The sequence below is a fragment of the Pedobacter sp. MR2016-19 genome, assembly GCF_014947265.1.
Taxonomy (GTDB): domain Bacteria; phylum Bacteroidota; class Bacteroidia; order Sphingobacteriales; family Sphingobacteriaceae; genus Pedobacter.
The window spans coordinates 88,258-103,725 of record NZ_JADCNK010000006.1; the positions used below are offsets into that span (position 1 = coordinate 88,258).

The window sequence follows — 15,468 nt, forward strand, 5'->3', positions numbered from 1 at the left end:
AGGCTCCATCCTACAATTAAAAAGCAATAAAAAATATTAGGATGAAATTACACAACAGATTTTATATTCGTAAACAATAAAATGTATTTTTGATCGATTTGAAAGTAGTACACCTAAATACCTATGATGGAAATGGCGGAGCAGGACGGGCCTGTTTGCGCTTAAGTGACGCCCTAAAGGCGAGTGGAATCGATTCAAAAGTATTGGTTTACTATAAATTTGGTCAAAACCCCAAAATAGATACTTTCAGCAATTCACCCTTTCAAAAAGCCAAGGCCGTTTATAACATCCTATCAGAAAGATATTTCGCCAAATGGCTCAGCAAATCGGTGAAAACACCCTTTAGTCTGCAATGGTTTGGCCGTTCGGTTATAAACCATCCTGATGTTAAAAATGCAGATATTATCCATTTACATTGGATAAACCACGGCTTTCTTAATCCTAAATTTTTAGCACAACTTGATGAACTGGAAAAACCGATTGTGTGGACTTTTCATGATAGCAATGCTTTTACGGGTGGATGCCATGTGCGTTATGGCTGCGAAAACTTTCATCACCAGTGTGGTAATTGCCCGATTTTAAAAATCAGTGGAAAAAACGATATTTCTCACAAAACCTGGCTACGTAAACAAAAAGCTTATACCGAATTAAATTTTCATATTGTGGCACCGAGCAAATGGATGGCTGCATCAGTAAAGTTTAGCAGTTTATTGGGTACCAGAAAAGCAACTGTTATCCCTAATACCATCGAAACTAAAATTTTCAAGCCCTATGTGAAATCAGAGGCGAAAAAAATCTTAAAAATCAATCCTGATAAGTTTGTATTGATGAGTGGATTTATGCCTTCAAAAAACGACAAACACAAAGGAACGCCCTATTTAATCGAGGCGTTGGAAATTCTATCGCGCAGGGCCGGAATACAAAAAGAGAATATTGAACTTGTTATTTTCGGAAACAAGGAAAATGCAGAAATGCCAGAATTCCCTTTCAAAACTACCTTTTTAGGCACTATTAATAAAGACGATCATTTAGCGAAGTGTTATTCTGCCGCCGATGCTTTTATTACACCTTCCCTTGAAGATAATTTACCCAATACAGTAATGGAAAGCTTGGCCTGCGCTACGCCTGTTGTTGCTTTTACCACCGGTGGGATTCCGGATATGGTGAAACACATGCAGAATGGCTACCTGGCCGAATACCAGAATGCCGAAGATCTGGCAAATGGCATTGAGTGGCTGTATCACCGCCCAAATAAAGAAGATATTCAAAAGGCAGCAAGGTTGAGTATTTTAACCGATTTCTCTGAAGAAGTTATTGCTGCAGAGCATATCCATCTTTACGAAACAATGATTGATTTACAGCCAAAATAACTCAATATCTTAATAAAATTTACGGTTTCTATTTACAATTCGGTTGGCAAAATCACATTTTCTTTTCTATAAATAAAAATTTGGTCAATCTTTATTAAATTTATACCAACTGAAACTGTTTAATGGAAAGCATCGCAAATTATTCTGAAAGTATTAAGGCATTAAAATCGGCTATTTTATCGAGCCGGTATAAAGCTGCTACTTTAGTAAATAAAGAACTTTTGCTGTTATATTTTACGGTTGGTAAGTTTATTTCAGAAAAGACAAAAAAAGAGAAATGGGGAGCAAAGGTGATTGATAACCTTTCTACCGATTTACAGGCCGAACTACCAGGTTTACGAGGATTCTCAGCTACAGGCATAAAAAGAATGAGGTTCTTTTTTGAATCCTGGGAAGAATATTTCCTCACCAAGCCATCGGCAAAGGGACAATTATCCATCATTGATATTGAAGAAATTGAATTTAGACCAACACTGTTGGACCAAATACAAAACCATGATAATGAGATAGTTAAAATTAGACCAACACTGTTGGACCAAATTGAAAATCATTTTTTTAAACTAAGCTTTTCACATCATGTAGAGCTCATCCAAGCTACTGAAACTTTAGAGGAAAAGATATACTACATCCAAAAAACAGCTACAGAATTCTGGAGCTTAGCTACCTTAAAACATCAACTTAAAAACAAATCTTTTAGCAATTCGGGTAGTTTACCCAACAACTTTTTAAAAACGATTTCTAACGAAGAGATAAGGAACAAAGCGCTACAATCTTTCAAAGATGAATACCTGTTAGATTTTATTAATATAGAAGATACTGACGAGCAAGATGAACGGGTTTTAGAAAGTGGCATAGTGCAGAACATCAAAAAGTTCTTAATGTCGTTAGGTACCGATTTTGCATTTATTAGCAACCAGTATAGATTGATTGTTGAAGACGAAGAATATTTCTTAGACCTTTTGTTTTTTAACCGCCGTTTACAATGTTTGGTTGTTTTCGAACTAAAAACCGGAAAATTCAAACCTGAGTATCTGGGCAAAATGAATTTCTATTTATCTGCTCTTGATGAATATGTTAAACAGCCACACGAGCAGCCATCAATCGGCATCATACTTTGCAAAGAAAAGAAAAACAAAATTGTAGAATTTTCATTCCGCGATTTTAACAAAGCAATGGGTGTTTCTACCTACAAAACCAGTGCAACATTACCTAAAGCATTTAAAGGTTTAATCCCAGATGCTGAAACTTTTAAAAAACTAATGGATTAACCCATGTCCAAATTAACAATCATCACCATTGTATATAATAACGTTCGCGATATTGAACGTACCATACATTCTGTTCTTAACCAGACCTATAAAAAAATTGAATATATTGTAATAGACGGCGCATCAACTGATGGTACGCTACAGGTTGTTGAGCGTTATAAAGATCAGATTTCGAAAATCGTATCAGAACCCGATAAAGGCATTTATGATGCCATGAACAAAGGTTTGGCTCTGGCAACAGGCGATTATGTATTATTCATGAACTCAGGTGATGAGATTTATGACGAACAAACAGTAGAAGATATTTTTGCATCTGCTCCCGGTGCCGATATTTACTACGGGGAAACAGAAATGTACAACGATAACTGGGAAAATCTTGGCCGCAGAAGACATGAAGCACCCGAGGAATTTGATTGGACCAGCTTTAAATATGGCATGAACATCAGCCATCAGGCAATTTATATCCGCCGCAGCATTATTACTCCTTACGATTTAACCTATAAATACAGTTCCGATGTAGACTGGATTATTAAAGCAGCGAAAAAAGCTTCAAACATTGTTAATGTTCACCGTTATGTAGCCAAATACCTGGTTGGTGGCATGAGTAAGAAAAAACACCGCGAGAGCTTAAAAGAGCGGTTTAAAATATTTACTAAATATTATGGCTTGATACCTAATATTTTTAACCACATCATTATTGCTGGCAATCTGGCCTTGTATTTTGTTAAACACCGTAAGACAAATGATTAGGTATTTTAGCCCAATATGTTAATATCGAAGTATCATTTCGAGCGCAGCCGAGAAATCTATGTAAATTAATTTAGTTCAAAGATCTCTCCATTTCGTTGCACTTCAGTCGAGATGACGCCGCCCCATTAGATCCTGTTAAATGGTTTGGACTATATAAGATGCCGTCCTAATCTCAAATTTCTAAAACAATAATTTTCCCTAGCTGTCTTTAATACATCACCTATTAAAAACATTAAAGATTATGGGACAATTAAGTAACCGCACTATTGCTGTACTTTCAGAAAGCGGATTTGAAGAAGTAGAATTAACCGAACCAGTTAAAAGGTTAAAAGAAGAAGGAGCAACCGTTCACATTATCTCCTCAAAAAGCGGAAAAATAAAAGCCTGGGATCAAGACCACTGGTCAATAGAAGTTGATGTAGATAAAACCATTGCAGAAGCAAATGCTGATGATTATAACGGATTACTCTTACCAGGCGGCGTAATCAATCCTGATCAGTTACGCGTTAACGAAGATGCGATCGCGTTTGTAAAATCGTTCTTTGCTGATGGAAAACCTGTCGCGGCTATTTGCCACGGACCTCAGACTTTAATTAATGCAGATGTGGTTCAAGGCAGAAAAATGACTTCAGTGAAAAACATTTCACAGGATTTAATCAATGCAGGCGCAGTCTGGTCAGATGAAGAAGTTGTGGTAGATCAGGGTTTGGTAACGAGCCGTACACCTAAAGATTTACCTGCTTTTAATGATAAAATTGTAGAGGAATTTGCCGAAGGTGTTCATGAAGGGCAACACGCCTAAAAACTTTGGACGCTCTTTCTAGATTCACTCAAAAACGGTTGGCAAATTGCCAGCCGTTTTTATTTTAACCTGTTCTTTTGTGCCGTCAGATGTTACCATCTGATGGAGCATTATTCTCTATAAAATGGAATTACCTGACAGAACCGTTTTCAATATTGGATGTAACATCCAACACCACTAAAAAGGTCAGTGAGGATTAAACAATTCTTTGTAATTACCCTTTATATTTTGGATCGTTTTTTCTGAAACGTTCAGCTATTTTTGCTAATTCTGCATCATTTAATTTAGAGGTCTTTTTGAGCGCATCTGTAAAGGCCTTTATTTCCTCCTTAGAAGCAGGGCAACCAATGATATTTTGACCTTTTACTTCCAATCCAGTGCCCTCGGGACGGAGATGTGAATCAACAATTAATTTGCCATTGGCATCAAAAATAAACCACACCGGAATGCCGAAACCATCACTTTTGTACTTCTTCAACAATTCGGCAGCACCAGGATTTTCAAGATTTTCTTTTCCTTTCGATTCCAATACCGTTAAATGCTCAATTACGTAACTTTTCTCAAAATAAGCTTTAATTTCCGGATCGTTCATGCTATCATCCATTTTATGGCACCAGCCACACCAGGAAGCATGAAATAATACAAAAACATACTTCTTTTCTTTTTTCGCTTTGGCAATTGCGCTGGTTAATATCGCATCGGCACTTGCAGGTGGTACGTCAGGTTTAAAAGCAGTACTAACGAATAAAATAAAAAAACTGTAAAGAATTATATTTTTCATAACATAAAGGTTTGATTTTGAGATGTAATTTAACCAATTATTTCTTAAAGCTTTACCTGCCTGATGATATTTTTAATATTCAGTTCGATAATGTCGGTCATGGTTTTGCAGCGCAGATAATTCGTATCCTTAAAATAATCGCTCATGCCCTGTTTTAACAAAGCGATATTTTCCGGCGTGGTGAGTTCTTCTTTGTTCGAAACGTCGCGGAGATCAGTTAATCGGTGTCGCTCACTCCTCACCCGGTGCACAATAGACGAGCGTTCTTCCTGCTGGTATTGCAATACGGTTTTCTCCGTCAATTGCTCCATGCTCATTTTTACATAAGGCAGGTTCTCTTTAAAAAACTGGGGCAAATAAACCTTCAGGTTGCCTTCGTAAAACTGCTGATCAAAATCTATAGCGCGGATACGGAACTGGATATCATCAAAATCTGGTGTAATTTGTACTACAAAATTATAAGCACGCATGTCGCCCAAAAGCATAATCAAACAACGCTCGTTAAACTTCACAAACTCTTTTGCAATACGGGTTGGGTTAAACTCTGGAGTATACAACTGTCCTTTTGTAAAAACATCTCCTGGAATCCCGGCAATATGCTCTTCTACCAAGGTATTGCCATCTACCAGGTAATTTACCTGATTTGGTGACAGGATTTCTTCCATCTCTAAACCGTAAATCCGAGAGGCATCCGCTTTTTTAATGTAGAAGTAATCATAAACATCATTCAAACGGTTTACAATCCGGATACGGAAAGGATGGGTATTGCCAAAAGTACAATACTCTATTTTATCGATGTATTTATGTTCAACAATACGCAGGTTACCCGATGCTTTAAGATTTGCATAAATTTCTTTCAAACCATCGTGCAATCTTTCAATTAGATCCTGCGCATAAATCGGCCCTTCCCAGAGCGAATCTTTACCAAACTTATCCATTAAAGGGAAAGCCTCGTTAAACTGCATCAGATCATTATAACCGATGGGCAGTTTGGCTTCGCGCTGATAAGTACGCAAATATTTCTGCAAAGCAGGTGTAACCGGAAAAATCGGCTTCTTTTTTGAAATTTTTACATCGTTGTTTTCCATGCAGAGGCAATGTACTGTTTTATGGAAATATGTATATATTTTTTTATCACAAAGTTCACGAATAAATATCACAGAGAAAACAGAGAATGTTTAAATGTGAAATAATATATTGGCCACGAAAGCAAGGAACACACGGAAATATTATCTATTCCTGAGTCCGTAGCGAACGAATAGTCTGCTTAACTCATCTTTCTCTTTGAAAACTCGGTGTTCTCAGTAGTTATTAACCCTTCGGATAACTGAATGGGAATCCACTCAGATACCTGCTGATTTTCCGGTAAGGATAATTACCTGCTCTATGATCGGCGAATTGCACAATAATAGTATTCGTTTTCGGATCAATATACAGCCTTTGCCCCAGCATACCTTCAGCAGCATAATCTCCCTTGTTCCCTTCCTGCGGAATCCACCAAAGGTAATGATGAGCTGATTTTTGCCAGCCTTTTGCGGATGCTGGTTTTTCAGCACCAATATTAACAGATTGATTTACCCAATCTTCCGGCACAACCTGCTTTCCATGATATTTCCCTTTATTCAAATATAAACGCCCGATTTTAGCGAAATCAATAGCCGTTACCTGAAACCGGCTGGCAGTATTGGTTAAACCGTTTACCTGATCTAGCCCCCAGGTAGCATTATATTGAGTGCCGATCTGTTTCCACACATTTGCTTCAAAATACTGCGCTACTGATTTACCCGTTGCCTTCTTTAAAACCCAGCCTAATAAAATCGGATCGATACTTTTGTAGACCCAAACCGTACCGGGCTTATTTACCAGTTTAACTTTCATCAACTGCGCTTTCATATCATCAGTATAATAATATTTGGCTTCATCAGAGAAAAATGCCTTTACAATCCCACCCAACGCATCCTGAAATTCAAGTCCCGATTTCATCTCCAGGAGATTTTTTAAAGTAATTTGCGCAAAGGCAGGGTTCGATTTTAATTCAGGAATGTATTGTGTTACTTTATCATCTAAGCTCTTAATACTATGATCTGCCAATGCCTGACCGATAGCAATAGAAATCATACTCTTAGCTCCCGAGAATATACTCTTTAAGGTACTATCGCTATAACCCTTATCATATCGTTCATATAAAACACTATCATTCCTAATTACGATAAAAACATTGACCTGTCCATTTTTTAAATAGTCTTTTAAGGAAATGGATCGGTTATTTCCATCTAATACATGAAGTGTATCCAGATCATTCCTTTGTTTTATAGGTCTGATAAAATGAAAAGCCGAATCACTTTTATGTGAAACTTCCTGTGGAAAAATTTTATAAGTTTCGGCACTGGGCGTTCTATATCTTAATACCCTTCTGAGGTATGGTTTCCAGAGCAGGAGCATAAAAAGCAATAAAAAGAAGGAATATATCAGGATTAAGAGTGTTTTTTTGAAGATTTTCATCAGCAGCATTTATGTTCTCAAATATAAAATATTTAAAAATTATGCTGTACAATATTAGATATCACTTAAAACAAAGTAATGCCTTAAGCCATTGTATCCATTATAATCTGATCTTCGGCAGTAACTTTCGAAACTTTCGGCACTGGTTTATATTTCCACCTTCGGTGACTCCACAACCAATAAGCCGGCGCTTCTTTGATCATATCTTCCAAAAAGTGGGTATGCATTTCAGTGATTTCAAATTCAGCAGTTTCATCAGGATTTAAACAGATCGGAACACAGTCTACTTCGTAATAGCCCCTTTTTAAATGATTTATCTTTAGGTAAAAAACAGGACGATTGGTTTTTTTAGCAATTTTTTCTACACCCAATTGGATCGACGATTCCTGGTTTAAAAACATGGTCCAGTAGTTTGATTCATCTTTTGAAGGAGCCTGGTCACTTCCAAAAGTAAACATGGTCGCCTCATTTTTACTCGATTGAATAGCCCTCAAAGTTTGACGCATCGACACCATATTGTTACCGAATTTACTTCTCATGTTCAGGAACCAACTATCAAAAGCTTCACTACTCAGCGGTTTATAAATTGGGTAATGTTTGCCGGAAAAGTTTAAACCAATAGCCATGCATACCCATTCATAATTGCCATAATGTGATGAACAGAAAATTACACTTTCGTTATTTTTAAGATAGGCTTCTACCAGATCGGTATTTTTAAATTTCACCCTTTTATTAAGCTCTTTTTTGGAGATGCTTTTCATTTTGATCACTTCGATAAAAAGTGAAGCCAAAAATTTATAGAACCGTTTTTCTATAGCATAAATTTCAGCGGTGGTTTTCTCTGGAAAAGCATTAACCAGATTTTCTTTAACCACTTTTCTACGGTAGCCAAAAACATAAAAAATTAACACATAAAATACATCTGCCAATCTATATAAAATAAATAGCGGAAACAGCGAGAGCATATTTAATAAAAATATACCCATTTTGGATAACCCTTTATTAATCATGATGGGAACGATTAGTTTGCTTGGAAAGACACAAAATTAAAGCAGAGGGCAAAATTAATTGCCATCCGATTGTTAGTTTTTTATTCCCATAAGTTTTATGAAAAAATGCTGACAGAAAATGGCAGATCTGATTAAAAATCAATTGGCAAACTAGGCACCTCAAGTTCTGTTCTTCCCATTAAAATCCTAAGGCCATACACTTAATGACAGCCAAACCTATGAGCACAGCCCTGACGATTCTAAACCTTATTGCAGCGGTATCCCCGATTTAAGCACTATTTTTTGTTTTTTTATGGTGTACTTGATTGTTTCACAGGTTTCATCGGGGATTTAGCGAAAAGAAGGACTGACTTTAAAAAAGGTATTCAAATTGCTTTCCTAATTAATTTTTACACCTTAATTCGCCCAAGACTTGATTAAACAAAAAGCAAACTTGTTTTTCTCTTTCTGACCACCTAATAAGCCATCTTAGTTCACACTAGAAATAGACACCCAGCTCAGATGTTCTTAGATGCCTCAGGTGGTAAAACAGACAGCAATTTGTTATGCTCTATTATTAATACTAATTGGTAAACGCAAAAAAGCCCCGATTTACATCGAGGCTTTAGTAAGCTATATTGTAAATCCCCCTTTAGGGAATTTAGGGGTTAAGTGTACTATCTACCGTTATTTTTACGTTGCTGCTCTGTTAAAAGAATTTTACGTAAACGCATGCTTTGCGGCGTAACTTCGATATACTCATCAGCCTGGATATATTCCATAGCCTCTTCCAACGAGAATTTAATTGCAGGTGCGATACGAGCATTATCATCTGTACCAGAAGCACGCATGTTGGTTAATGCTTTTCCTTTAACGATGTTAATAACTAAATCGTTATCGCGGATGTGCTCTCCTAAAATCTGACCTTCGTAAATATCAGTTCCTGGATCTACAAAGAAACGACCTCTATCCTGTAATTTATCAATAGAATAAGCAGTAGTCATACCTTTATCCATAGAGATTAAAACGCCATTCAAGCGACCAGGAATTACACCTTTCCAAGGCTCGTAAGCTTTGAAACGGTGAGCCATAATCGCTTCACCAGCAGTAGCAGTTAATACGTTGTTACGTAAACCGATAATACCACGAGACGGAATTTCGAATTCTAAATGTTGTAAATCCCCTTTTGGCTCCATAATCAGCAACTCACCTTTACGTTGGGTTACCAATTCAATTACTTTACCAGAAACCTCACCCGGTACATCAACGATTAAAGTTTCAATTGGCTCATGTTTTTTACCATCGATTTCTTTAACGATAACCTGTGGCTGACCAACTTGTAACTCGTAACCTTCACGACGCATCGTTTCGATTAATACCGATAAATGGAGAATACCACGGCCATAAACTAACCATGAATCTGCGCCTTGGGTTTCAACAACTTTAAGTGCAAGATTTTTTTCCATTTCTTTCATCAAGCGATCTTTGATACGTTGAGAAGTAACTAATTTACCTTCTTTACCAAAGAATGGGGAGTTGTTAATGGTGAACAACATATTCATTGTTGGCTCATCAATGCTAATCACTGGTAATTGCTCTGGCGCCTCGAAATCAGCGATGGTATCACCAATATCAAAACCATCAATACCCACAACTGCACAAATATCGCCAGAACTAACTTCCTGAGTACGGATTTTTCCTAAACCTTCGAAAGTGTAAAGTTCTTTAACTCTTGTTTTAACGATTTTGCCATCACGTTTAATTAAAGTAACCGGTTGGTTTTCTTTAATTGTACCACGGTGAACACGACCGATTGCAATACGACCTACGAAAGAAGAATAATCTAACGAAGTAATTTGCATTTGTAAAGTTCCATCGTTAATTGGTGCAGGTGGAATATTAGCCACAACCGCATCTAACAATGCGAAAATATCTGTAGTTGGTTTCTGCCAGTCAGTACTCATCCATCCTTGTTTAGATGAACCATAGATTACCGGGAAATCCAATTGATCTTCAGTTGCCTCAAGGTTAAAGAACAATTCGAAAATCTGCTCATAAACCTCTTCCGGGCGACAGTTTTCTTTATCCACTTTGTTTACCACCACGATTGGTTTTAAACCTAATGCCAAAGCTTTTTGCGTTACGAAACGTGTTTGAGGCATTGCACCTTCAAAAGCATCGCAAAGTAAAAGTACACCATCAGCCATTTTTAATACACGCTCAACCTCACCGCCGAAATCCGCGTGACCAGGTGTATCGATAATGTTAATTTTTACGTCTTTATATTGTACCGATACGTTTTTAGATACGATAGTGATCCCACGTTCACGCTCTAAATCGTTGTTATCTAATATCAATTCTCCTTTTTGTTCGTTATCACGAAAAACAGAACAAGAGTGTAAAATTTTATCAACCAAAGTGGTTTTACCGTGGTCAACGTGTGCTATAATAGCTATATTTCTAATCTTTTGCATAAAATGCGCCTATAAATTTGGCGCAAAGATAGTGTTTAAAAATGGTATTTCTACTATATGGCTCGCTATTTAATGCTATGATAATGTTGTAATTATCTCATCTTTAATTAGAAAAGCAATTGTAGTAGCACTTAGGTTGGCTTCGGCCCCGCTGTGCACTATAGTCCTCATAAAAAATTCGGAGCTGCCGTTTCCATCGGGTTTAAATCACTCGGCTACTCATACTATTAATGTTTTCAAACCAAGTGCTAATCAGCCTTAATTAGCGCTCATCCATTCCGAATAAGAAATCACCCCCAGTTCCGGCTTCGATTCTCCTTCCAAAATGGCAATAAACTCCAATGCATGCCCATCAGGATCGTTAAAATAAATAGCTAAAGCCGGCATCCAGGCGAAAACCATAGGTTCGTGATTTCCACTTTTAAGAAAATTATAAGGCTGAAGGCCTTTAGATTCGAGAAATTGAACTGATTTATTCAGCACATCATCCACCTCACAACGGAATGCAAAATGCCTGATATCAATTTCGGCTTTTGGTTTTTCCCAAATCCCCAACATGGCTTCCCGAGGTTTGCCGATCCAGAAAAAGGCAATTCTGCGTTCTTCTTCATAATGGCATTGTGTTAAACCTAAAACATTGCTATAAAATTCGATCGATCTTTCTAAGTTCTCTACGTAAATGTGTGTTTCAAATAATCCTTTTATCATGCTGTTAAGATAGGAATAACTTAAAGCCGCAAAAAATCATGTTTTTCGATACTGCCATCAATAAAATCGATAGACAAAATTATTCTGCAAATTGGGTTACCAAAAATGCCGCTGGTGTATTAATCGTAACAAACAGATCAGAATGAATAAAAAGGTTTTAAAATATACAGGCAGATTTTTAATGGTTTTTATCGCATTGATTGGGATTTACTTCCTCACTGCTTTTTGCTGCTCACGTATTACCGTAAATGCCAATCCAACAAACCCAAAAGAAATTGCCATTTATATTATGACAAATGGCGTACACACAGATATTGTGCTTCCTGCGGTTACCGAACAAATCAACTGGACAAAAGAAATAAATTATCTAAATACGCTTGAAGCCGATAGCACTTATCAATTCCTGGCTATAGGCTGGGGTGATAAAAAATTCTACCTCGAAACGCCGGAATTTTCTGACCTTAAATTAAGCAATGGCTTAAGGGCAATATCCGGATTAAGCACATCGGCGATGCACACCACTTATTACAAAAACATACGGGAAGATGCCAGCTGCAAAAAAATTATGATTAGCCATTCGCAATACAAACAACTTATTAAGTATATCTTAAATAGTTTCAAAAAAGATGCAGCAGGCCATTTGATCAACGTGAAATCAAACATCCATTATGATATTGGCGATGCGTTTTATGAAGCAGAGGGGAGTTACAGCATTTTTAAAACCTGTAATACCTGGGCAAATGCAGCATTAAAAGCCTGCGGTCAACGCAGTTGTTTATGGACGATATTTGATACCGGCATTTTTTTGAAGTATGAGTAAATAACTTTTTTATAACACGCGCCATCTCGACTGAAACGCAATGGAATGGAGAGATGAAGACCTCCTGGGATTTGACGAAGTTCTAACTAAACCTCAAACGCCCAGTCCAAAAAGGCTGGCATTACACTTTCCCAGGTTGGAACATCGTGTTTGCCACCAACTTTTTCATAATAAAAAACATTTTCTGGTCTTTTGTAACCTTTATTCAGGAGGATTTTAACAACATCAATGGTATCATCTATCGAATCGATGATCATATTTTTATTCCTGTCGGCCTTTTCGTCTTCTGTTCCCGTCATTAACCAGAATTTCATATCCGGCTTGGTAGAAGTATTTTCCAGCTGCTGGTGCATAATGCGGTCAGCATCGGTATAACCCTCGGCCAGGTCTTTTTTTCTCCACCAGAATGCACCCGAAAAAACACCGATAGCATCAAAAGCCGAAGGATTATTCCAGGCAATATCAAACGCAGATAAGCCACCCAAAGAAAATCCTGCAAAACCTACCTTGCCTGTTATCGGCATCGCAATTTTCTTTTTAACGAAAGGTAAAAGTTCCTTAATCACAAAATCGGCGTATAAATCAGCCTTTGCACCCCGGCCCTTAAAATCAGGAACCCCCGCGACACCATACTCCATCAGTCGTTCTTCTGAAGCCTTAATGGCAACAACAATTAACCTATGGTTTCTTTTGCCATGGTGCGCTTCTTCCAAAATCCGGCGGAAATTCATTTTGGCCACATCCTGCCCGTCATTTAATAAAAGAAGCTCTATTTTCTCATTCCCTAAAATACCTTCAGGTGTATAAATATCTATTTCTACCTCATGCTTTAAGTAAGCAGAGGGTATTTTAAAGTTGCTGGTGTTAACTTTTACCGATAAAATTGTGGTGTACATCATAATCAAATCCCCTATCACGTGGCTATTGCCTCAGAATTAGGCTGCAAAGGTACAAATCTCTGTAAACTATTAATTATCATGGGTTAATTTTTACAATAGCGTTTAATTTGTATTATTTTACTCTTTAAACAATTCCTTTTGTAGATTTTAATTTATACCTTAATCATTCAATTTTTATTATGGTTAAAGAAGAACATAAGAAATGGTATAGTCCGAATTTAAACGGCGAAATCGACATGCTCATCTTTGGTCACGGTGGTATACCTATCCTACTGTTCCCAACAAGTATGGGTCGATATTTTGAAACTAAAGATTTCAAATTGATAGATTCTGTTGAGGGATTTATCAACGAAGGAAAAATCAAAATTTATTGTCCTGATGGCGTTGACAAATTGAGTTGGTACAACAAAGGTATCCATCCTGCCGACAGGGTCAAAAACCACATTTGGTACGACAAGTATTTACTGGAAGAGGTAGCGCCTTTGGCAAGGCACGAAACCGGACATAGTAAAATTATTACAGCAGGCTGCAGTTTTGGAGGTTATCATGCAGCAAATTTCGCTTTCCGGCATCCCTGGTTGGTTAGCCATATGTTCAGCATGAGTGGCGCTTTCGATATCTCTGGCCAACTTGACGGCTTTTACAACGATGATGTTTATTTCAATAACCCTGTAGATAACCTTTTAAACAACAGCAACCCAGAACTGCATTACATGAAAATTGTGTTGGGTACAACAGACCGTGATATGTGCAGACCAGATAATGAGCGCCTATCGGATATTTTAAACAAGAAGGGCATTGACCACTGGTTAGATATTAGACAAAATGCTGATCATGATTGGCCTATCTGGAGAGAAATGTTTCCTAATTATATTGCACAGCTTTAGTTTAGTCTAAAGTCGGCAATCTTAAGTCCCGAGTCGATTTAGGATATAATCATCAAACAATTAATCGATTAACCAGTTAAGCAATTAACCATAATGCTTAAACAATTAAACTTAAAATATACCAATGAAAAAAATAGGGATTTTATTCGGACAGGAGCGTTCTTTTCCTGAAGCAGTAATCGAAAGGATCAATCAAAAAGCAGAAAAAGGCATTACCGCAGAAGCGGTTAAAATAGACAAAATATTTCAGAATGTGCCACTGGGTTATTCCGTAATTATCGACCGTATTTCGCAGGATGTACCATTTTACCGCGCCTCGTTAAAAAATGCTGCCATTACCGGAACTGCCGTAATCAACAACCCATTTTGGTGGAGTGCCGATGAAAAATTTTTCAATAACGCGCTGGCCGAACAGATTGGTGTACCCGTGCCCAAAACAGCTTTAATCCCATCACGCGAGCATCCTACAGGAACAACCGGGGAATCGTTTTCAAACCTCACCATGCCTTTAGATTGGGATGCCATTTTTGAGTATACTGGTTTTCCCGCCTATATGAAACCTTACGATGGTGGTGGCTGGAGAGATGTTTATAAACTTCATGATAAAGAAGATTTTTTTGATAAACACAGTGGCACCCAACAACTGGTGATGCTTTTGCAGGAAGAAATTATTTTCGAAGAATACTTTAGGTGTTATTGTATAGGCGGCAAATACGTTCGTATTATGCAGTACGATCCACGCAATCCACATCATTTACGTTATGCAACAGAAGGTAAATCGCCGGATCCGAAATTGCTTAAAACAGTAGAAGAATACACCTTAAAATTATGCAAATATTTGGGCTACGACTTTAATACTGTTGAATTCGCTGTGCGCGATGGAGTGCCTATTGCAATCGATTTCTGTAACCCTGCACCTGATGCGGACATTAAAAGTGTTGGTCAGGAAAATTTTGACTGGGTAGTAGAAACCACTGCAAATTATGCCATTGAAAGGGCTAAAGCACAAAAAGACGGACAAGACAATTTAACCTGGGGTGAATACATCAAATCGTCAGTTGGTGGTAAACCATTAATAGCCAACTCAAATGTTGCTAAAGTAGCCGCACCAAAGAAAGTTACCGCTACTGAAAAGGCTAAAACTGCAGCAACAGAGAAAGCTGCAAAGCCTAAAAAGGCAGTAGCAAAAAAATAATTGGGATTTAAATTCTAATCAAT

At 37.4% G+C, this 15,468-nt stretch carries 14 protein-coding genes; 7 read left to right on the forward strand and 7 right to left on the reverse strand.

The genetic code is table 11. The features are described from left to right. The first annotated feature begins 89 nt into the window (after window positions 1-89). From IM793_RS10585 to IM793_RS10600, 4 genes are all read left to right on the forward strand, one after another. A complete protein-coding gene (locus tag IM793_RS10585; RefSeq protein ID WP_193421155.1) occupies window positions 90-1,370 on the forward strand; it encodes a glycosyltransferase family 4 protein in 1,281 nt (426 codons plus the stop codon). 122 nt (window positions 1,371-1,492) lie between these two features. Next, complete coding sequence (locus IM793_RS10590; RefSeq protein ID WP_193421157.1) at window positions 1,493-2,638, forward strand: YhcG family protein; 1,146 nt, start codon at window positions 1,493-1,495, stop codon at window positions 2,636-2,638. A 3-nt stretch (window positions 2,639-2,641) separates the two neighbouring features. Further along, window positions 2,642-3,388: a glycosyltransferase family 2 protein gene (locus IM793_RS10595; protein ID WP_193421159.1), complete on the forward strand. Its 747-nt coding sequence runs from the start codon at window positions 2,642-2,644 to the stop codon at window positions 3,386-3,388. Between the two features lie 241 nt (window positions 3,389-3,629). After that, on the forward strand, window positions 3,630-4,190 hold the full coding sequence (locus tag IM793_RS10600; protein WP_193421161.1) for a type 1 glutamine amidotransferase domain-containing protein: 561 nt from the start codon (window positions 3,630-3,632) through the stop codon (window positions 4,188-4,190). Window positions 4,191-4,404: 214 nt separating this feature from the next. Here the strand turns inward: IM793_RS10600 and IM793_RS10605 are convergent, their stop codons facing one another. The 6 genes from IM793_RS10605 to IM793_RS10630 all read right to left on the reverse strand — a co-directional run bounded on the left by IM793_RS10605 (window position 4,405) and on the right by IM793_RS10630 (window position 11,644). Continuing rightward, the gene (locus IM793_RS10605; protein WP_193421163.1) at window positions 4,405-4,971 is read right to left on the reverse strand and encodes a thioredoxin family protein; all 567 of its coding nucleotides are present in this window, start codon (window positions 4,969-4,971) and stop codon (window positions 4,405-4,407) included. Window positions 4,972-5,015: 44 nt separating this feature from the next. Beyond that, entirely contained in the window at window positions 5,016-6,059 is a 1,044-nt protein-coding gene (locus IM793_RS10610) for a hypothetical protein (RefSeq protein WP_132398905.1), read from the reverse strand. A 223-nt stretch (window positions 6,060-6,282) separates the two neighbouring features. After that, on the reverse strand, window positions 6,283-7,473 hold the full coding sequence (locus IM793_RS10615; protein WP_193421165.1) for a serine hydrolase: 1,191 nt from the start codon (window positions 7,471-7,473) through the stop codon (window positions 6,283-6,285). 83 nt (window positions 7,474-7,556) lie between these two features. After that, window positions 7,557-8,483, reverse strand: coding sequence for a lysophospholipid acyltransferase family protein (locus IM793_RS10620; RefSeq protein WP_193421168.1), 927 nt, complete (start codon window positions 8,481-8,483; stop codon window positions 7,557-7,559). A gap of 656 nt (window positions 8,484-9,139) precedes the next feature. Next, a complete protein-coding gene (typA, locus tag IM793_RS10625) occupies window positions 9,140-10,936 on the reverse strand; it encodes a translational GTPase TypA (RefSeq protein WP_121284249.1) in 1,797 nt (598 codons plus the stop codon). A gap of 258 nt (window positions 10,937-11,194) precedes the next feature. Further along, window positions 11,195-11,644, reverse strand: coding sequence for a VOC family protein (locus IM793_RS10630; RefSeq protein WP_193421170.1), 450 nt, complete (start codon window positions 11,642-11,644; stop codon window positions 11,195-11,197). A gap of 142 nt (window positions 11,645-11,786) precedes the next feature. Here IM793_RS10630 and IM793_RS10635 point away from each other — a divergent pair, with 142 nt between their 5' ends. Continuing rightward, complete coding sequence (locus IM793_RS10635) at window positions 11,787-12,464, forward strand: TIGR02117 family protein (protein ID WP_193421172.1); 678 nt, start codon at window positions 11,787-11,789, stop codon at window positions 12,462-12,464. An 86-nt stretch (window positions 12,465-12,550) separates the two neighbouring features. On the opposite strand, the gene IM793_RS10640 is transcribed toward IM793_RS10635, so the two are convergent. Then, window positions 12,551-13,363 (reverse strand): esterase family protein, encoded by an 813-nt coding sequence (locus IM793_RS10640; RefSeq protein ID WP_121284252.1) that lies wholly within the window; start codon window positions 13,361-13,363, stop codon window positions 12,551-12,553. Between the two features lie 179 nt (window positions 13,364-13,542). Here IM793_RS10640 and IM793_RS10645 point away from each other — a divergent pair, with 179 nt between their 5' ends. Both IM793_RS10645 and IM793_RS10650 read left to right on the forward strand, forming a co-directional pair. Further along, complete coding sequence (locus IM793_RS10645) at window positions 13,543-14,250, forward strand: esterase family protein (RefSeq protein WP_193421175.1); 708 nt, start codon at window positions 13,543-13,545, stop codon at window positions 14,248-14,250. A gap of 124 nt (window positions 14,251-14,374) precedes the next feature. Next, window positions 14,375-15,445, forward strand: a complete 1,071-nt coding sequence (locus IM793_RS10650; protein ID WP_193421177.1) for a RimK family alpha-L-glutamate ligase — start codon at window positions 14,375-14,377, stop codon at window positions 15,443-15,445. Window positions 15,446-15,468 lie beyond the last annotated feature (23 nt).